Annotated in this window: 12 protein-coding genes; 6 read left to right on the top strand and 6 right to left on the bottom strand. The window is 35.7% G+C overall.

Annotated elements, in window-relative coordinates; all coding sequences use genetic code 11:
• Nucleotides 1-15: 15 nt before the first annotated feature.
• The 5 genes from EV197_RS12985 to EV197_RS13005 form a co-directional block, all read right to left on the bottom strand.
• Entirely contained in the window at nucleotides 16-1,878 is a 1,863-nt protein-coding gene (locus EV197_RS12985; protein ID WP_130287221.1) for a glycoside hydrolase family 13 protein, read from the bottom strand.
• A 126-nt stretch (nucleotides 1,879-2,004) separates the two neighbouring features.
• On the bottom strand, nucleotides 2,005-4,311 hold the full coding sequence (locus tag EV197_RS12990) for a glycoside hydrolase family 65 protein (protein WP_130287222.1): 2,307 nt from the start codon (nucleotides 4,309-4,311) through the stop codon (nucleotides 2,005-2,007).
• A gap of 70 nt (nucleotides 4,312-4,381) precedes the next feature.
• Entirely contained in the window at nucleotides 4,382-5,038 is a 657-nt protein-coding gene (gene pgmB / locus EV197_RS12995) for a beta-phosphoglucomutase (protein WP_130287223.1), read from the bottom strand.
• Entirely contained in the window at nucleotides 5,038-6,552 is a 1,515-nt protein-coding gene (locus EV197_RS13000; protein ID WP_130287224.1) for an MFS transporter, read from the bottom strand. Before EV197_RS13000 ends, pgmB begins: the two co-directional genes overlap by 1 nt.
• A 131-nt stretch (nucleotides 6,553-6,683) precedes the next feature.
• Nucleotides 6,684-7,706 carry a LacI family DNA-binding transcriptional regulator gene (locus EV197_RS13005; protein WP_130287225.1) on the bottom strand — a complete coding sequence of 341 codons (1,023 nt, stop codon included), beginning with the start codon at nucleotides 7,704-7,706 and terminating at the stop codon, nucleotides 6,684-6,686.
• Between the two features lie 317 nt (nucleotides 7,707-8,023).
• Between EV197_RS13005 and EV197_RS13010 the strand changes: the two genes are divergently transcribed.
• The 6 genes from EV197_RS13010 (at nucleotide 8,024) to EV197_RS13035 (ending at nucleotide 18,949) form a co-directional block, all read left to right on the top strand.
• Nucleotides 8,024-10,951 carry a SusC/RagA family TonB-linked outer membrane protein gene (locus EV197_RS13010; protein ID WP_130287226.1) on the top strand — a complete coding sequence of 976 codons (2,928 nt, stop codon included), beginning with the start codon at nucleotides 8,024-8,026 and terminating at the stop codon, nucleotides 10,949-10,951.
• An 11-nt stretch (nucleotides 10,952-10,962) separates the two neighbouring features.
• Nucleotides 10,963-12,639, top strand: coding sequence for a RagB/SusD family nutrient uptake outer membrane protein (locus EV197_RS13015; RefSeq protein WP_130287227.1), 1,677 nt, complete (start codon nucleotides 10,963-10,965; stop codon nucleotides 12,637-12,639).
• 21 nt (nucleotides 12,640-12,660) lie between these two features.
• Nucleotides 12,661-13,770 carry a SusE domain-containing protein gene (locus EV197_RS13020; protein ID WP_130287228.1) on the top strand — a complete coding sequence of 370 codons (1,110 nt, stop codon included), beginning with the start codon at nucleotides 12,661-12,663 and terminating at the stop codon, nucleotides 13,768-13,770.
• A 22-nt stretch (nucleotides 13,771-13,792) separates the two neighbouring features.
• Nucleotides 13,793-15,217, top strand: coding sequence for an alpha-amylase (locus EV197_RS13025; protein WP_130287229.1), 1,425 nt, complete (start codon nucleotides 13,793-13,795; stop codon nucleotides 15,215-15,217).
• A 186-nt stretch (nucleotides 15,218-15,403) separates the two neighbouring features.
• Nucleotides 15,404-17,608: a peptidase domain-containing ABC transporter gene (locus tag EV197_RS13030; RefSeq protein WP_130287230.1), complete on the top strand. Its 2,205-nt coding sequence runs from the start codon at nucleotides 15,404-15,406 to the stop codon at nucleotides 17,606-17,608.
• Nucleotides 17,609-17,650: 42 nt separating this feature from the next.
• Entirely contained in the window at nucleotides 17,651-18,949 is a 1,299-nt protein-coding gene (locus EV197_RS13035; RefSeq protein ID WP_130287231.1) for an HlyD family secretion protein, read from the top strand.
• 33 nt (nucleotides 18,950-18,982) lie between these two features.
• Here EV197_RS13035 and EV197_RS13040 read toward each other — a convergent pair whose 3' ends face one another.
• Nucleotides 18,983-20,962, bottom strand: coding sequence for a tetratricopeptide repeat-containing sensor histidine kinase (locus EV197_RS13040; RefSeq protein ID WP_130287232.1), 1,980 nt, complete (start codon nucleotides 20,960-20,962; stop codon nucleotides 18,983-18,985).

Here is a 20,962-nt window from a genome sequence, read left to right on the forward strand (position 1 = left end):
TTGTGTTACATTATCTTATTTAAGTGTTATGATCATAGGTGTTTTAGCAGGAATAAAAATCTGCGAGGTAAGATCCATGTTGGAATCGGTTATGATATCTGTACCCTTTTTAAAATCCTGTAAACCTTCTTTATATCGTTGTGTATTTATGGTATGATTTTTTAAACTATTATTGATGATTACCATTACCCGATGATCATCATTATACCTAAAATATACATAGACGTTGTCTTGAGGGATATACTGCAGTAATTTACCACTATGAATCACGGAATTTTCCTTTCTCCAATTCAGTATTTTTTTTGTAAAGTCAAAGTAAGTTTGCTGATCTTTTGTTCTTCCTCCAGCAACTGCCGCGGATAAAAAGGCATTTTGACTATCGCCAGCCCATCCACCTGGAAAATCTCTTCTTATATCACCATCCCCTTTATTATCCTTATCTCCCAGCATCCCTATTTCATCGCCGTAATACAATTGTGGTATGCCTCTTGTGGTTAGGATCAGCGTCAAGGCCAACTTATATTTATTAAAATCGCTTTGAAAAATATGATTAACTCTATTAGTATCATGATTCCCTACAAAAACCATAAGGTTATTAGGATCTGGATATAGAAAATCATTTGCAAAATTTTCATAAGCCTTTATCATACCTTCATTCCAGTTGCTATTATCTTCATTAAACATGGTACCCAAAGCGTCATGTAGTGTAAAATCCATCACAGCCGGTAAATGGCTATTATAACCTGTAATGGCGCCAATTTTACTATTCTTTTGCCAGTAGGATATTTGTGCTTGATCGTGCATCCAAACTTCACCTACGATATTAAAGTTAGGATACTCATCCATAATTGACTTGGTCCATTGAGCTATTGCCTCTTTATCATTGTAGGAATAAGTATCTACCCGTAATCCATCTAGATCAGCATATTCAATCCACCAAATCGCATTTTGAGTGATATATTGTAATAGCATAGGGTTACTTTGGTTCATATCTGGCATAGTTGTATCGAACCATCCGTCCATACAGCCTTTTGCATCAACTTTAGCTGCATTGTTATCAAACTGTGTGGTCATTCTATAGTTGCTTCGTCGAAACCCCTCTGGCCATTGATGTATCCAATCTTTAGACGGTAGGTCTTCTATTAACCAATGTTTTGAACCCCAATGATTGGTTACATAATCCATAATCAATCTCAAGCCTTTTTGATGCATAGCTGCAGACAGCCTTTGGTAATCTTCATTGCTTCCATATCTAGGATCAATTTTATATAAATCGCTTTGAGCATAGGTATGATAGGAATATACTGGTTCATTATCCTCTAATAATGGCGTACTCCAAATCGCAGTTGCTCCTAACTCTTCGATATAATCTAAATGATCAATAATTCCTTGAATATCTCCACCGTGTCGGCCTCCTGGATTTGACCTGTCTACATTTTCTATAGTGTTTTTGGTTGTATCGTTATCAGGATTACCATTCGCAAACCGGTCTGGCATAAGAAGATAAATAACATCACTACTATCAAAACCAGAACGGCTTGCCGAACCCGACTTTCTTTCTTTTAATTCAAATACTTTGGAATATGCTGTCTTACCATCATTTTTAAAATGTAAAGTATATGCTCCTGGCTCTTTATTAGCGGTATCTATGGTCACAAAAATATAGTTTGAGTTTTCTGTACGTGAAATATCGAGAATCGATATATCCTCACTCAACACTTCATAATCAGCTATATCTTGCCCATAAAATAAGATTTGAACCTGAGTGGTATTCATACCACTCCACCAAAAAGGTGGTTCCATGCGATCTACCTGACCAAAAGAATTCAAAGAAAAGAAGAATACAGAAAATATAATTATGATTTTGATACTATGCATTGCTATTAATTTTAAACCACCTCTTCATTTTTTTTTGGATCAAACAAAAAACAGTAACGTTCTGTTTCTAGAATAGTTTTTCCGTAGTTAACCTTGGTGAGTTTATTGATTTATTAGTTATTCAATTTATGAGGTAACTAATCCATTTGGAGCAATAGTCAATGGAGCCCCATCAACCATAATTTGCAACTCCGATGAACCCTGCAAGGTAAAAGTTGTCTCTTGTTGTGTTACATCTACTTTAAGAATTTGATTTCTAAAGTTTACCTTGAAGGAATACCCTTGCCATTCTTTCGGAATTTTAGGTGTAAAGGATAGCGTATCATTCTTAACTCTCATACCTCCAAAACCCTCAACAATACTCATCCAGGTACCCGCCATACTTGTTATATGCAGTCCCTCTTCTACTTCCTTATTATAATCGTCTAAATCTAGCCTTGATGTTCTTAAGTAAAACGTATATGCCTGATCCATTCGGTCCAAGGAAGCAGCAAGGATACTATGTACACAAGGAGACAAGGATGACTCATGCACCGTAAAAGGTTCATAAAAATCAAAATGTTTTTGAAGCTCATCCTTCGTAAAATGATCCTCAAACATATAAAACCCTTGAAGCGTATCTGCTTGTTTAATGTAAGGAGACCTCAATATACGATCCCAACTCCAATGTTGATTGATCGGTCTTTGGGATGCATATAAGTCTGCCACAGTGATCAATTCCTTGTCCAAAAACCCATCTTGTTGTAAAAACACTTGGTATTCCTCGGAATACGGAAAATACATATCAGAGGCAACATCTTTCATTGCTTCTATTTCCGTATCTGACAATTTTGTTGATTTAATTATGCGTTTATAATCTTCAGGGTATTCTTTTTTTACTTTTTCAAAATTTTCGATGCAATACTCCATCGACCATTTAGCTAGGTAATTCGTATACCAGTTGTTGTTGATGTTGTTTTCATATTCGTTAGGGCCCGTAACACCGAGAATAACATACTTGTTCTTATGCGTAGAGAAGGTGGCTCTTTGCTGCCAAAATCTAGCTACGCCAATCATTACCTCCAGACCTTTTTCCGGTATATAACTGTAATCACCAGTATATCGGGTATAATTATAAATCGCAAAGGTCATGGCTCCATTACGATGAATTTCTTCAAAAGTTATTTCCCACTCATTATGACATTCCTCTCCATTCATAGTAACCATGGGATACAAGGCTGCGCCTCCTGAAAACCCAAGTTTTTCAGCATTTTCTATTGCTTTTTGTAAATGATGATAACGATACGTCAATAGGTTGCGTGCTACCTGATGGTCCTTGGTAGCCATATAAAATGGAATACAATACGCCTCAGTATCCCAATAGGTACTTCCTCCATATTTTTCGCCTGTAAATCCCTTTGGACCAATATTTAATCGTTCGTCTTTTCCAAGATAAGTTTGATTTAATTGAAAAATATTAAATCGAATACCTTGCTGTGCTTTTACATCACCACTAATTGTAATATCCGCTTTTTCCCAAATCTTTGACCATGCCTTTTTTTGAAGCGCTAATAAAGTTTCAAAGCCAGCGTCAGCCGCTTGATTAAGTATATTCTCACTGGCGGACATCAAATCCTCTTTGTCATGGTTTAAATCAACGGTATAGCCTCCATATTTTAATAGTGTCATGGTATCTCCCTGCTTGATTTGACTTTGGTAGGCAATACTTACTTTATGCGCTGATTTTTGCAGTTGTCCGGTTAATTGTTGTGGAGTATTGTTGATAAATAACTGATTATGCATTCCTGTACACACATGGAATTCCGTTTTCATGGTTTTGGACAGGATATGAGCAGAATCTTGATGAGTTACTACATCATAACTATCCCAAAATTGATCATCCCAATTGGAATCCTCATTAGTAATCCCAGCATCAATAAAAGGTTTAACTTCGATTGTTGCATTCGTATTTAAAGGAGTAATTTCATATTTAATCGCTCCTACTTCATCAAAATCTAAACTCAAAAAGCGAGTTGACACTACCTTAACCTCAGTATCATTAGGCATCAAAGCGGTAAATGATCTTTGATACCATCCTTCCTTAATGTTCAACTCTCTTTTAAAATTGTGTACCTGCTTACAGGTATGAAGGTCCAGTAAAGTTCCATTAATTGTTACCTCTATACCAATCCAATTCGGCGCATTAAGCACCTTTGCAAAATACTCAGGGTACCCATTTTTCCACCAACCCACTCTAGTTTTATCCGGGTAATATACCCCAGCTATGTAACTCCCTTGAAAAGTGGGACCCGTATACGTTTCTTCAAAATTAGCACGTTGCCCCATGGCACCATTTCCTATACTAAATAGGCTTTCTGACGATTTTACTCTTTCTGCTTCGAATCCTTCTTCAATAATCGACCAGTCGTCTGGTTTAATATAATCCTGATTCATTTTAAAATATCTTTAGTTGTTTTAAGTCTTTTCTACTCCTAAAATTTGAAAGGTTTTACCCCTCAGTAATTCAGGAGTTTATAAGTTGATTAATAAAGTCTTGATGTATTTGGGTGAAATCGGCAAACACATAATTCGCCTCGGTCAAAACATTTTTGTCACCAATACCGATACTTATCATACCGGCATTATTAGCAGCTTGTATTCCTGCAAGAGAGTCTTCAAAGACAATGCATTGCTTATTAGGCACCCCTAATTGACTAGCTCCCAGGATAAAAACTTCGGGATCTGGTTTTGCTTTAGTTACGTTGGTTCCGTCAACTATGGTATCAAATTTAGAGTATAACCCTACTTTTTCTAAAATTATGCGCGCATTTTTACTTGCAGAACCTAATGCGATCGGCTGATTTTTTGAACATAAAAAATCTAATACACGGGGAACATCTGGTAATATCTCGGATTCATCCATCGTAGCTATGTAGGCCAAGTATTCTTCGTTTTTATCATTCATTAATTTCTGAAATTGATCTTCAGAAATTGAAGTATTACCCCATTCTAAAATTTTCTCTAATGATTTTACTCTGCTTACACCTTTTAATTGCTCGTTTTGTTCTTCTGTGAAGGGAATACCTAATTCATTAGCTAAATTTTGCCACGCCAAAAAGTGGTACTTTGCAGTATCTACAATGACTCCGTCTAAATCAAATATGAATCCTTTTCTATTCATTATTCATTAATTACGATAGTGCCACGATCGTGAACTATCAATGTTAATAATCCAGAAACAATCATACTTATACCGCCTATGATCAAGGCATAAATTGTTTCATTTGCAAAAAAAGTGTTTAGCAAAAATCCCAGAATTGAAGCAGCTACTATTTGAGGAATCACAATGAAAAAGTTAAAAACACCCATGTAATACCCCATCTTTTTAGGAGGCAATGCTCCCGCAAGCATCGCGTAGGGCATCGACAATATACTTGCCCACGCTACCCCAACACCGATCATAGATATGATTAAAAGTTCTGGTGTATTAAAAATGGTAATGGATAATAAGCCTAATCCACCTAAACATAAACTCACCAGGTGTGTAATCTTTCTACTCGTAAACTTTGCCAAAACCGGTAATAAAAATGCAACCAAAGCCGCCACACCATTATACACGGCAAACATTACTGTAACCCAGTCGGCACCATCATTATAAAGTTGAGAGGTAGGGTCAGTAGAACCATAGACATAACTGGTCACTGCTTGTGTAGTGTAGATCCACATCGAAAATAATGCGAACCAGGAAAAAAATTGTACCACAGCCAGTTGTTTCATCGTTTTTGGCATATACAGAAGATCCGTCATGATAATAACAAATCCGTTTATACCAGATGACTGCCGTATATAAGCTGCAAGGAGAAATAAAATACCCACCAGGAGGATCCCTCCTGTTAAAATATACAATTCCTTATCTAGATTAAGATAAATTAACCAACCGTTACTAATCAATCCAAAGATAGTCATGATAAAACCTGACTTATTTAATTTTAAAATTCTATTGGAATTTTCCTGTGGTGTTAGCTCTCCAGCGGTCTCAGGGATATGGTCTTCAAAACTTTCAATTTCCTGAGGTGAATACTCTTTTGATGCAAAAACAGTCCATAACACAGCAGTTAAAAAAACGAAAGCTCCTATATAAAATGACCATTTTACAGAATCCGGGATTACCCCTTCTGCCGCAGTATTACTAATACCTAACCACTTAGAAAATATATAAGGTAAGGCCGAACCGATAACAGCTCCCAAACCAATAAAAAAACTTTGCATAGCAAAACCCTTGGTACGCTGAGATTCTGGCAGGTTATCTCCCACAAATGCTCGAAAGGGCTCCATAGAAATATTGATGGAAGAATCCATAATCCATAAAGTACCAATGGCTACCCAAAGTGTAGGAGAATTAGGCATTACACATAATGCAATGGATGAAAGTATGGCTCCTACTAAAAAGTAAGGCCTTCTTCTTCCTAATTTTGGATGCCATGTTCGATCACTCAGGTACCCAATAATAGGTTGTACCAATAATCCTGTGATGGGTGCTGCCAACCAAAAAACGGCAAGCTCATCTACTTTGGCTCCTAAGGTTTCAAATATTCTGGAGGTGTTTGCATTTTGCAATGCAAAACCGAACTGTATTCCTAAGAAACCGAAACTCATATTCCAGATTTCCCAGAAACTTAATTTACGCTTCTTCATCAAGTAAATCTTTGACAATTAAATAGATAAGCGCATGTCTTATCAAAACTTATTTTAGTGTAGAAAGTGAGAATTATAAGTCTTGATTGAATACAAAGATATTATTTTTTTTAAGCTTTGGGTGTTAAATTTTATTTTTTAGTGGATTGGCGTTCTACCAAACTGGTATCTATGATCACTGTTTTGTACTCTTCGGTAAGATCATCCGATCCTTCAAGTTTATCGATTAAAATAGTCGCTGCGCGCTCTCCCATCTCCTCTCCATGCTGACTTATCACGGTCAAACTTGGTATAAAATGTTTAGCTAATATTCCATCCGTAAAACCAACCACACGCACCTCTTCTGGAACATTTTTACCACTATTCCTCAGAACCTTTATGGCATTTACAGCAAATAATTCATTTACTGCAAATACCGCATCAATATCTTTATCCTTGAGAAATTCCTCAATCTCCTCTTCGCAATGATCGATATCTTCTATTTTTAAAATAAGGGAATCGTCGTGAACAATATCATATGATCGCAACGCATTGAGATAACCATTTGTCCTTAATTTACCAACGCTTATGTAGTCTACGGTAGTTAAAATAGCGATACGGCGACACCCTAAAGAAAGTAAATGATTGGTCGCCATTTGTGCGCCTTTTGTATCATCTATTATTACCTTATCACATACGATTTCATCAATAATACGGTCGAACATCACTACAGGCATGCCTTGATTCATAGTTTCTTGTATATGATGGTAATCTTTCTTAAGCTGTGTTTCCTTAGCTACCGATAAAATGAACCCGTCAGCACTACCACTGGCTAACATTTCCATATTGATCACCTCTTTGTCAAAAGAATTATTAGATGAACAGATGATCACATTGTAGCCCTTCTCATTTGCTACCTTCTCTACCCCACCGATGACTGTAGTAAAAAAGTGGTGTACAATTTCAGGTATAATTACACCTATAGTTTTCGTCTTTCTATTTTTAAGACTTAAGGCAATATTGTTAGGTTTATAATTATACAGTTTCGCAAACGCCTTGACTTTTTGACGGGTATCCAAACTTATTTCCACACTATCTTTTAATGCTTTGGACACAGTTGAGATAGATACATCAAGTTCTTTGGCTATTTGCTTCAGGGTTACTTTTTGTTTCATAGCTTGCAAATATTTTACTTAAAAGACTATTATTTAAGTGTTTAAATTAATATCTTTAAGTATGTACTTTTCCAATAATAAGGAATATCGATTTCTCATTATTTCGGGTCTTCATAAATAAAAAGACGAATTTAACTGCTAAATTATACGATAACCGCATTTTAAACCTTAATTTTTTAATGAAATTTTAAAAGTTATCCACACGCAAACGTTTTCGTAGCGAATCCCAAATCCTACACCTCAGATTTTATACTACATTGGCTTAAGAAAGTGAGAATATAAGGCTTAAAAACTTTTAAACAACTAATTTGATTTCTATGAAAACACTAATCAAAAGCATATTGCTTTTAATAGGATTGGTGCCCATAAATCTTTTTGCGCAGGATACTGTCCAGGGAACAGTAACTGAAGAAGGAACTGGGCAGCCAATCCCCGGGGTAAATGTCATTATCCAAGGTACACAAACAGGAACGACAACAGATTTTAATGGAAATTTCTCCCTGACAGATGTAAACAATGGAGACACCCTGGTTTTCTCCTATGTAGGTTTTGTTACCCAAAATATCCAATATACCGGGCAAGCTTCTATTGATGTTGTATTTAAACAAGATGCAGCAGAATTAGAGCAAGTCGTCGTAATTGGATATGGTTCCACCAGAAAAAAAGATTTAACAGGGTCAGTCGCCTTGGTAACAGCCGAAGATTTTAATACCGGTAATAATATCACCCCTGAAAACCTTGTAAATGGTAGAGTTGCTGGGGTTACAATTAATACCCAAGGTGGACCAGCAGGAAATTCTGAAATCAGAATCCGTGGTGGAGCCTCACTTAATGCGTCCAATGACCCTTTAATTGTAGTAGATGGACTACCCTTAAATGATCCAAGAGACTTATCAAATGGGTCCAGATCTATTTTATCAACCATAAATCCAAATGATATTGAATCCTTCTCTGTTTTAAAGGATGCGTCTGCAGCTGCTATTTACGGTAACAGAGGTGCCAATGGAGTTATTATTATTACCACCAAAAAAGGTAAAAGTAAACTACAGGTTTCCTTAGACACCAATACTACCGTAACAACGCTTACGGATAAAGTCGATACCTTTTCTGCCAATGAATTTAGAGCTTTTGTTCAGGAAAACTTTCCAGATAGAGTTGATTTATTAGGTGATGCTAATACTGACTGGCAGGAAGCCATCTATAGAGATGCCTTTGCTGCTAATCATAATTTATCAGTAAGTGGATCTATTGCAGATATAATGCCGGCAAGAGTATCTATTGGTAGATCAGATCTTGAGGGTTTACGTAAAACATCAAAGTTTGAAAGAACTACTACATCGTTATCGCTAAATCCGAGATTATTTGATGGTCATTTAAAAATAGATCTTAATGGAAACCTGGCTTTTGAAAAAAATCGTTTTGCACCTGGAGTTGAAGGGTCTGCGATTACATTTGATCCTACCCAACCTATTAATGATCCCGCTTCGCCATATGGAGGTTTCTTTGAATATCTAAATGGTAGTGGTTTTGCTTTAAATAACGTACAGCGAAATCCTGTAGCACAGCTCTTACAAACCAGACAAATTGCCAATGTGAGACGCTATTATGGTAATGTGAAATTCGATTATAACTTCCACTTTTTTCCAGATCTAAGTGCCGTACTTAATTTGGGAGTAGATAATAGTACTACCAAACGATTTGAAGAAAGATCAACCGAAAGTGCAACTGGTTTTAACGCATCCCAAGGAGAATTTTTAGGGTTCAAATCAGATACTGATTTGGAAACTACTAATGAATTATTAGATGCCTATCTTGTGTATAACAAGACATTAGGTAACCTAAAAATTGAAGCAACCGGTGGATATTCCTATCAAAAATTTGAATTGGAAAAATTTGAAACCGGTGATCAACGAAATCCGAACACCTTACCAGAAAGAACAATCGCTCCAGATGTTGTTTTAATTGCTTATTTCCTTAGATCCAATTTAAGTTTTCAGGATAAATACTTTTTGTCCGCTTCTATACGTCGTGATGGAACTTCAAGATTTTCTGAAGAGAATAGGTTTGGGTATTTTCCTGCTGCATCCTTTGGTTGGCAAATCAGTGAAGAAAATTTTCTGAAAAACTCCAATACCATAAGTAATTTAAAACTACGCTTAGGATACGGAATAACAGGACAACAGGATATTCCTTCAGGTTTTGACTATTTAGAACGGTATAGAGGAAGTAATCCCAATTCTCAATACATCCTGGGAGGCGAAGTCATTAATATCGCCCAACCACAATTTAGAAATGAAACCATAGAATGGGAAAAAATTTCTGAATATAATTTAGGATTGGATTACGGTTTATTTAATGATAAAATTTACGGAGCTATTGATGTCTTTAGAAAAGAATCTGATGATCTTTTGTCACAAGCTCCTATTGCCGACGGTGCCAATTTTTCGAATTCAGGATTTCAAAATATCGGAAAGTTCGTAACTGAAGGTATAGAATTTTCTATCGGTGCGGATATTATAAAAACTAAAGACATTAAGTGGAATTTAAGTTATAATACCACCTATATCGACCGAGAAATAGAAACCCTGGCATTTGGACAAGATATCCTTGTTGGAGGAATTAGTGGAGGTACGGGTAACACTATCCAGGTTCAGCGCGAGGGTGAAGCGCCAAATTCATTTTTTACCTATGCACAAGTTTATGACAGTCAAGGTCAACCTATTGAAGGTGCCTATGCAGATCTCAATGGTGATGGTGTAATTAACAATGATGATCGGTATGTGGCTGGTAATCCTGCTGCAGATCTTACTATGGGACTACAATCTAGTTTAAATTATAAAAACTGGGATTTCAGCTTCAATATGCGAGCAAGTTTTGGAAATGACATTTACAATAATGTAAACTCCGCAAATGGACAATTGGGCAATGTGTTTAGAACGGTACTTAATAATATCCCTACGAATTCTTATTTCCAAACAGGATTTGAACGCACTCCAGATGTGATACTTTCTGATGTATATGTTGAGGATGCTACTTTCCTAAGAATGGATAATATAACTCTTGGTTATACCTTAAAAAATGTAATGAAAGGCGTTTCGAGTCTTAGATTTTGGGGAGGAGTACAAAACGCATTTGTCATCACTGATTATTCCGGTTTAGATCCGGAGATAGGCAATAATGGGATTGACAATACTATCTTTCCCAGGGGTAGAATCTTCCAATTCGGTTTAAACTATAAATATTAAAAAAATTAAGGATGAAAAATTATAAATATTTTCTACATATATTTTTCTTCATTGGCTTGCTTTCCTTTGTGGGTTGTGAAAATGATTTAAATGTAGAACTCGAAGATGACGATGATCTTTTAGCTTCGGACTTATTTGACGGTCCAGATGCCTATAAAAGAGCCATTGCAGGGGTTTATGCCAATCTATCCTTGACCAGTTTAGACGGCGCTACAAACTCTAATATTACCGGTCTTGATCCAGGAACTGGGCAATATATGAGAGGTTTATTCAATCTCCAGAATCTGGCTACTGACGAAGCCATATGGACATTTGAAAATGATCCAGGACTACGAGGTATTCAGAGAAATAGCTGGGATGCCAATAATGTTTTAATCTTAGGAGTATTTGCCCGGGCAACTTTCCAAGTGGCCTTAGCGAATGAATTTCTGAGACAAACCACAGGAGCTAAATTGGACGAAAGAGGAGTTAGCGCAGAATTACGAGAAGAAATAACTACGTATCGTGCCGAAGCCAGGGTATTGAGAGCCTTAGCCTATTATCACCTTATGGATATGTTTGGAAGAGCTCCTTTTCTAACTGAGAATGATCCTGTTGGTTTCGTGGAAGGTCCGGAATACCTAAGACCAGAGCTTTTTGAATTTATTGAAACTGAACTTTTAGAGGTTCAAGAAGATTTACTGGATGTAAATGCGGGCGCTGCCAATGAATACGCTCGAGTTGATAAAGGGGTTGCAAAAATGATTCTTGCTAAAATTTACTTAAACGCAGAGGTCTATCTTGGAGAAGGAAATGATCGATATGCTGATTGTTTAACTACTTGTCAGGAGATTATTAATAGTGGGTATTCATTGGTAGACAATTATAGCTATAACTTTTTAGCGGATAATGATAGTAATGGAGCTCAAAATGAAATCATCTTTCCAATTGTACACGATGGTACTACAACCCAAAACTTTGGTGGTACTACTATTCTTATACAAGGACAGGTCAATGGTAATACAGAAGCATTACCTACCGGAGAATCCTTAGGAGTACAAAGTGGAGGTTTTGGTGGACTGTTTAGACTCAGAAAAGAATTTGCTGAGTTATTTACAAGTAATCCACTTTTTGACAATGACAACCGTAACACGGTTGTAACCCAAGATGTTGTATTGAATGAAGATGGCACTGTAGATTCTGCTACAGACAGACCGATTGAAATTGATGATATAACTGATAATTCTACGGGCTATTTAATTGCCAAATATTCTAACCTTACCTCAAATGGTATGGCTGGTTCTGACCCTGTATTTACAGATACAGATTTTCCTATGTTCAGGTTGGCTGATGTGTATCTTATGTATGCTGAAGCACACCTACAAGGAGGTGGAGGTGATATAACGACTGCTACAAACTACGTTAATTTATTACGAGAAAGAGCTTTTGGTGATACCTCAGCAAACATTACTGAAACAGACTTAACTATGGACTTCTTAATTGATGAAAGAGCAAGAGAGCTGCATTGGGAGAGTCACAGAAGACAAGATCTAATACGTTTTGGTTTGTATAGTGGCGGACAATATTTATGGGCTTATAAAGGTGGACCACAAAATGGTTCTTCTATATCCGAAAATCTTGAGGTTTATCCAGTTCCGGAACAAAGTAGGGCTACCAATAGAAACTTAGGTCAAAATACTGGTTATTAAAAAAATTAAAAAAATACTATTATGAAAAAAATATTAATTCTACTATTAGGACTAGTTATAGTAACTTGTTTTAATTCGTGCATTGAAGATGATGAACCCACATTTATGATTAACGAAGAGGCTATCGAAGCACCTCTTTTAGTCACTCCAAACTCATCTGTTAATTTAGATCAGGAAAGTGCTGATCAACAAGCACTAACTATAGTATGGGAAGATGCTAATTATAATTTTGAAACTCCTGTTACCTACAATATCGAAGTAACAGCTGCAGGTGAAGGATTTGATACACCAATAGAAGCAGCACAAACAAGTGAACGTTATTACTCCTGGACAGTGGGAGAGCTAAATAGTTTAGCAATTGCTGCAGGACTTGAAGCAGATACGGAGGGGAATTTAAATATCCGTGTAGTTTCTTCCTTAGGCACTAATGATGGCGTACCTGCAGACTCTAATGTGTTAGTCATCACACTTACACCCTATTCGACAATTATTCCTGTAAAAGATTTATTTTTAGTGGGTAATGCAACCGCTGCAGATTGGAATAATGATAATAACAATCCACCAATTGTAAGAAATCCAGCTAACGAAAATGATTTTAGTTTCAAAGGACGATTTTTAGGTGGTGGAGACCTGGCATTTAAACTTTTAGAGATTAGAGGTCAATGGCAACCACAGTGGGGTACAAACGACGGCACTACTGTAGAGGTAAATGATGGTACAGGGTCTGACCCTGGAGTATTTAGCGTACCGGCAGAAGGCTATTACGAATTTAATATAAACATCGATGATAGAACATTTAGCGTATCGCCTTATGATGCTAGTGGAGCAACCGACTATACGGCAATAGGAATTGGTATTATCGGTAGCGCTACACCAAATGGATGGGATGATGACACCGATATGACTCAATCCACATTTGACTCGCACCTATGGTATATCAATGACATCGTATTGATTGATGGAGAAGCAAAATTTAGAACAAATAGCGATTGGAGTACCAATTGGGGTGCAGATACTGCACTAACTGGGTATGGAAATCAGGACGGACCTAACATTCCTGTAACTGCGGGCACTTATGACGTATGGTTCAACGACCTAGATGGAAGTTATGTTTTTATCCTTAAAAACTAAATACCAGATGATAACTATTAATATGAAAACAATTAAAAAGGTAATCCTCCTTTTCGGAGGGTTTACCTTACTGTTAAGTTCTTGTGTTGAAGATGATAGCGTAGCATTACCTGCTGCTCCAGAAAATCCTAAATTGGATCTTACCCAATACACTCGAGCGGATGCTGGAGTAATGATGCAAGGATTTTATTGGGATGTAGAACCTAGAGGTGAATGGTACAATGTACTTAATACAAAAGTTGCAGATTGGGCGAATTCCGGCATTAATAGAGTTTGGTTGCCAGCTCCTGGTAAAGGTGCCTCAGGGGGCTTTTCTATGGGGTATGACCCTTCTGATTATTTTGATGTAGGAGAATTTGATCAACAAGGTACGATTAAAACCAGATTTGGATCGAGAGCAGAATTAGAAAACTTAATTCAAAACTTTCATGCCAATAATATAGAAGTCATTGCCGACATTGTGATGGGGCATAATTCTGGCGGCGGTTTACAGGCTAATCCTTTTAGAGGAGGTGAAGAAGTATACTCGCTTTTTGATGAAAATAATGGAAATGCATCAGGTAAATTTAATCGAAATTTCAATCATTTTCACCCTAATGAAATTCATAACGCTGATCCGCAGGCACTGTTTTTTGCAGAAACAGACCTATGCCATGATCAACCTTATGTACAAGACTGGTTATGGGAAAGGGACGATTCTGTAGGTGAATTTTATAAATCTCTAGGATTTGACGGATGGCGATTTGATTATGTTAAAAGCTTTGATCCTAAATGGGTAAAAGCATGGAATGATAAAATCGGTGGCTTTTCTGTCGGAGAGAATTTTGACGGAAATGAGCAAGTTCTTAAAGACTGGGTAGACGCATCAGGTTCACCAGCTTTTGACTTTGCTATGTTCTATAGACTGGATGAAACATTAGATCGCGCCAAAGATCTATCTGCATTAGGTAATGAAGGAAATATGCTACGCAAACTAGACCCTGCTAATGCTGTAACATTCGTAGCTAACCACGATACAGAAAAAGATGAAAATCCAGATAACCGAATTAGCTATGCTAATAAATTACTAGCGTATGCTTACATGCTTACTCACGATGGTTATCCGACTATATTTTATAGCGATTACGAAAACGAGGCTTTTAAACCTCAACTCAAAAAATTAATTCAAATCTATAATTCGATTGCAACAGGTGCTATTGAAATCATTGAAGCTAATGAAAATGAGTACATCATGAAGCGAGCTGGAAATGGTGACAATCCAGGGTTAATTTTGTATATGAATATTAGTGATAAAGCAACACAATATGATATAAGTACCAATTGGGTCAATGCTAAGATTGTGGACTACGCAGACAATTCAAGGTTTACCCCAACTACAGATGCCAATGGTAACGTAACCATATATGCACCTGGAAAAAGTTATACCATTTGGTCGTTAGGGAAATAGGTATAAATCAAGTAGGTATTTCAAAAGCGTGTTTTTTTAAATAAAAGCACGCTTTATTTTATTATAAAAAATTGAATATCAGATATAAAAATCAATGCATCACCTAATACAAGTAACGGGGTAGTAAAATCAAAAAGAATTACTTTTCTTTGTAATCATCATTTTTACTCTAAATAAAAACCTTTAATGCCTAAATTTCCATTTTATAAACAGGCGGAAGCAAAAGATTGTGGGCCAACCTGTATTAAAATTATTGCCAAACACTACGGTAAAGTTTTAAATACTGAAAAACTTAGATCACTTAGCGAAACAACAAGAGAAGGTAGTTCTTTACTAGGATTGAGTGATGCTGTAGAATCCATCGGATTTCGATCACTAGGCGTTAAATTGTCTTTAGAAAAACTACAAGAAGTTCCTCTACCCTGTATCATTCATTGGAATAAAGTACACTATGTCGTTTTATATAACGTAAAAAAAGATAGAAAAGGAAATTGGAAACTTTACGTTTCTGATCCTGCTCACGGTCTGATCACCTATAGCAAAGAGGAGTTTTTAAGTGCTTGGATTGGCAATAATGCTTCAGAAACTACTGAAGAAGGTGTTGCACTGTTACTGGAACCTTCTCCCAAATTTTATAGTGATAACCTCGATGAAGAAGATCAAAAGTTTGGGTTTAAGTTTATATCCAAATATGTTTTTAAATACAAAAAATTTCTCATCCAACTCATTTTAGGGTTAACTGCAGGAAGTATCTTACAACTTATCACTCCTTTCTTAACCCAAAGTATCGTCGATGTAGGTATAAAGAATCAAGACCTTAATTTTGTATACCTGGTGTTGATAGCTATGCTTTCTCTTTTTATCGGTAGAACACTTATTGATGTATTGAGAAGTTGGATCTTATTACATCTTAGTACACGAATTAATATTTCGCTTATTTCTGACTTTTTTATCAAGTTAATGAATCTACCTATCTCCTATTTTGATGTAAAAATGACAGGAGACTTACTACAACGTATTAATGACCATAAACGGATCGAACAAATCCTAACCATGTCGTCTTTAAACGTGTTATTCTCTATGGTTAACTTGGTTGTTTTTAGCATAGTTTTGATCTACTATAGCCTTACTATTTTTGGGATTTTTGCAGTTGGTAGTTTCTTTTATTTTGCCTGGATCTTGATCTTTTTTAAGAAACGTAAAAAGCTGGATTACAAACGATTTTCTCAAATAAGTGAAGAGCAAAGCAAAGTAATAGAATTGGTCAATGGAATGCAAGAAATTAAATTGCATAATGCCGAAAAAAGAAAACGTTGGAATTGGGAATTTCTTCAAGCTAAATTATTTCGAATTTCAATCGAAAGTTTAGCGCTGGAGCAATATCAAAGTGTTGGTTCCTCTTTTATTAATGAACTTAAAAATATATTCATCACTGTGATTTCTGCCACCTTAGTTATAGATGGGGATATCACACTAGGTATGATGCTTGCCATAACCTCGATAGTAGGTCAATTAAATTCACCTATCACACAACTGATAAGCTTCTTAAGAGAATTGCAAGACGCTCAAATTTCATTAGAACGTTTGGGTGAAATACACAATAAAGAAGATGAAGAAAAACCAGGTGATGATAAACTCAAAGATATTTCAGACGATGTAGGTTTTGAGATAAAAGAACTCAGCTTTCGCTATGTCGGTTCTGAAAAACCTGTTTTAAAAAACCTAAACTTAACCATACCTGCCAATAAGATAACTGCGGTGGTTGGTGTAAGTGGTAGTGGAAAGACTACATTAATGAAGTTATTGCTAAAATTCTATGAACCAGATCAAGGTCAAATCTTTATTGGAAATCATGACTTAAAAAACGTTTCGCAGAAAGCTTGGCGAGACCATTTTGGCGTAGTAATGCAAGAAGGATATATTTTTAATGATACCATCGCAAATAACATTGCAGTAGGTGATGACTATGTGGATAAAAAGAAATTGGCACACGCCGTAGAAGTAGCAAATATTAAAGAGTTTATTGAATCCTTACCGCTCTCTTACAACACAAAAATAGGTATGGAAGGAGTTGGGTTAAGTACCGGACAAAAACAACGCCTTTTTATTGCTAGAGCTGTTTATAAAAACCCAAAGTTTTTGTTTTTTGATGAGGCCACTTCTGCTTTAGACGCCAACAATGAAAAAACCATTATGGAAAATCTTAATATCTTTTTTAAAGATAAAACCGTAATGATCATTGCACATCGTTTAAGTACAGTAAAAAATGCGCATCAAATAGTGGTACTTGATCAAGGTATGATTGTTGAAGTTGGGGATCATAAAGCTTTGGTGGCTAAAAAAGGAAACTATTACAATCTAGTAAAAAACCAATTAGAACTAGGCAAATAAGGAGTATAAAATCATCATTACACACAAATCAACGATTAAAACATGCCAGATAATTTAAATGATATTGAACTAAGAAGTGAGGAAGTTCAGGAAATACTTACTAAAGTTCCGCATTGGATGATTAGATGGGGAAACGGATTAATATTATTTCTTACCCTTTTAATCCTGTTTCTTTCTTGGTTAATAAAGTATCCAGATGTAATACCGGCAGAGGCTATAATTACAACTGAAATACCACCTCAAAAAGAGTATGCAAAAGTTACAGGAAAAATCGAAGCTATTTTGGTTGAAGACAATCAAATAGTACCCGCCAATACGCCGTTGGCCATTATGCAAAACACCGCTAATTATAAAGATATCTTTTTACTCCAATCTATAATTGACACCATACAGGTGGTTAACAATCGCAGTTTTACGTTTCCAATAAATCAACTTCCTGTTCTTTTTTTAGGTGAGGTCGAAACCAGTTTTGCACTCTTTGAAAATAGTTATTCCGAATACATCCTTAATAAAGAGCTTCAACCCTATTCTAACGAAGAACTGGCTAATCAGATTTCACTTTCAGAATTGTATAGAAGATATGAAACCCTAAAGGCCCAAAAGAAAATTGCGCAAGCGGAGTTAGAGTTCAAAGAAAAAGAGCTTGAACGACAAAAAAGCCTGTATAAAAGAGGGGTGATCTCTGCACAAGAATATGAAAACAAGGAATTAGATTATCTACAATCCAAAAGAAACTATCAAAACAACAATGTGCAACTTTCTCAAATTAAGGAAAGTATTAGTACTGCCAATAAAACCTCAAAAGGAACTCAAATTAACCGCAGAAAGGAAGAAATCAATCTATTCAAAAAAGTGCTACAATCATTCGACCAGCTAAAAAAAGCCATTAAAGACTGGGAGCTCCAGTATGTTTTGCAATCAGATATTGAAGGGCGTGTATCATTTTTAAATTTCTGGACCGAAGGACAAAATGTAAATGCTGGCGATTTGGTTTGTATCGTTATTCCATCAGAAGACTCCTCTTACATCGCAAAAATAAAAGCTCCATCTCAAAACTCCGGTAAAATCAAAGTAGGTCAAACCGCGCTTGTTAAATTAGAAAACTACCCTGATAATGAATTTGGAACTATCACTGGCAAGGTAAAAAACATCTCATTATTACCAGACAAAGATGGACTATATCTTATCGATGTGGCCCTACCGGACAAACTGATCACATCCTATGACAAAGAAATCCCTTTTAAACAAGAGATGAGAGGTGTTGTAGAAATTATTACCGAAGATTTAAGGCTTATAGAACGCTTTTTATATCAATTCAGAGCAATAACAGGCAGATCTTAATCTCATAATTATCTGCTAAGGATTCCAATTTTTCTATGCTGCTTTAGGTAAGGAAACATAAAATGTACTCCCCTTACCTATTTTGCTTTCTACATTGATTTTTCCTTTGTTCAATTCTACCAGTTCTTTACATATTTTTAAACCTAATCCTGTTCCAGATTCGTTTTGAGTTCCAGTGGTGGTAAATGTATCTTCTGCAAATAGCTTGTTAAGGTTTGAAGCGTCTATCCCCACTCCAGAATCCTTAAAACAAATATCGTAATGATCCTCTCTTTCTATTGACTTTAATACAATTATGTCACCTGGATTACAGAACTTAATAGCATTAGCAAGTAAATTCTGAGCAACAATGGAGATCATATCTTTGTCTGCATAGATTTTCAATTTTTGCAAATCATTAATGAGTTTGATATCTTTTTGATCTGCTTTTGGTTTAAAAAATTCAAACTTATTTGCAATCAAATCGTGGATATCAAAGATAACAGGTTTCGGATTTAATTCGTTCATTTGGGATTTTGACCAATTCAATAGGTTGTTTAGCATAATTGAAGTTTGATGCGTTCGATTTGCTAATAAGGGAATGATTTCTTGGAACTCATCAGTAGATATGGAGTTCTCTTTAAGTAATTTCAGCGTACCATCTAAACCTGAAATTTCATTTTTTAAATCATGAGATATTATGGAGAATAATTTGTTCTTTACTAAATTAGACTCATTAAGTTCTACAATAAGTCGCTTTCGCTCCCTTCTGGATTTAATAATAAATACTGAAAATATCGCGACCACTACCAACACACCCAGTGCAGAAAAAGTTAAAATCTTGTATTTAAAAAGTGCTGTTTGATTTTTTCGCTCTCTTTTTTCTTGTTCATCTATCCTTCTTAATTGTTCTAATTCAGCTTTATATCTATCTTCAGCTCTTTCTAGCTTTTTTGAAGACAAATCAGCCATTCTTTTATCTGATAGTTTTTGATATTTCTTTTGCCATGCCAATGCTCCGGATAAATTCCCTCTTGCCGAGTCTAATTTTGCAGAATATTTATAATTTTTCAAGACTAACTGTGATGCGCCAAGATCTGTAAACTCTTTTCTGGCCTTAGCTAATAATTCTTCAGCTGTCTTATATCGCCCTAATTGCATTGCTACATAACCCAACTGCTGTTTATTATCGCCGGATAGCATATAATAATTCGCTTTATTTGAAAAGGTAAGTGATGTCTTGTAATAGTTTTTTGCTTGTTGATAATCTTTTTCAGATAAAGCCGTCTCTGCCATGATATTATAGGTATGTCCTATGTATCGATCACTTTTATTTTTTTTGTTTATCGCTAACGCCTCTTTTAGTATTTCCTTAGCCTTGTTAGGTTTGTTATTTTGTAGATAAATGAAACCTAAATTATTCATTACCAAACCTACATTTTTGAGCACGCCGATTTTTTTCCGTATTTCAATAGATTTTCTAAAGAATTTTTCTGAGGCATCTAAATCATCCATCTCAGAGTATACCATACCAAGATTATTGTAATTTATGGCCAAACCTGAACTATCATTCAGTTTTTCATAATACATTTTGGACTCTAACAAATAATCTGCTCCTCTTTCAATATTTCCTCGTTCATACTCTAAAACAAACCTTCCGTTATAAAGTTTTGCTAAGCCTTCAAGGCTATTTGCCTTTCTATAGAAATCCTCTGCTTTTTCATAATTACTGATTGCTTCCAGATAGTTTTTTTGACCTTTTAACACCAAGCTTTTCTTAAAATAAACATCTCCCAAGCCTTTTAAATAGTTTAACCGCTTTCCTTGCTCAATTAAATTATCCAAAAATATAGCTGCAATAATAAATTCCTTATCATCAATGAATTTATCAACTTCAGAAAGTGCTTCCGCAAATTGCGTAGTATCCTTAATGGTCTTGCTGGCTATTTGATCTACGATTTCCGCTTTATTTTGTGCTGTAGCAATAAAAACAGTAATGAATAGTAAAAAATATAAAAAGAACGTTTTCTTCAT

Origin of the sequence: Aquimarina brevivitae, assembly GCF_004216895.1 — a bacterium.
Lineage (GTDB): Bacteria > Bacteroidota > Bacteroidia > Flavobacteriales > Flavobacteriaceae > Aquimarina > Aquimarina brevivitae.

Coding starts and splice junctions, on each gene's coding strand:
- EV197_RS12985 (WP_130287221.1), bottom strand. CDS start 1,878: ATGCATAGTATCAAAATCATAATTATATTTTCTGTATTCTTCTTTTCT.
- EV197_RS12990 (WP_130287222.1), bottom strand. CDS start 4,311: ATGAATCAGGATTATATTAAACCAGACGACTGGTCGATTATTGAAGAA.
- pgmB (WP_130287223.1), bottom strand. CDS start 5,038: ATGAATAGAAAAGGATTCATATTTGATTTAGACGGAGTCATTGTAGAT.
- EV197_RS13000 (WP_130287224.1), bottom strand. CDS start 6,552: ATGAAGAAGCGTAAATTAAGTTTCTGGGAAATCTGGAATATGAGTTTC.
- EV197_RS13005 (WP_130287225.1), bottom strand. CDS start 7,706: ATGAAACAAAAAGTAACCCTGAAGCAAATAGCCAAAGAACTTGATGTA.
- EV197_RS13010 (WP_130287226.1), top strand. CDS start 8,024: ATGAAAACACTAATCAAAAGCATATTGCTTTTAATAGGATTGGTGCCC.
- EV197_RS13015 (WP_130287227.1), top strand. CDS start 10,963: ATGAAAAATTATAAATATTTTCTACATATATTTTTCTTCATTGGCTTG.
- EV197_RS13020 (WP_130287228.1), top strand. CDS start 12,661: ATGAAAAAAATATTAATTCTACTATTAGGACTAGTTATAGTAACTTGT.
- EV197_RS13025 (WP_130287229.1), top strand. CDS start 13,793: ATGAAAACAATTAAAAAGGTAATCCTCCTTTTCGGAGGGTTTACCTTA.
- EV197_RS13030 (WP_130287230.1), top strand. CDS start 15,404: ATGCCTAAATTTCCATTTTATAAACAGGCGGAAGCAAAAGATTGTGGG.
- EV197_RS13035 (WP_130287231.1), top strand. CDS start 17,651: ATGCCAGATAATTTAAATGATATTGAACTAAGAAGTGAGGAAGTTCAG.
- EV197_RS13040 (WP_130287232.1), bottom strand. CDS start 20,962: ATGAAGAAAACGTTCTTTTTATATTTTTTACTATTCATTACTGTTTTT.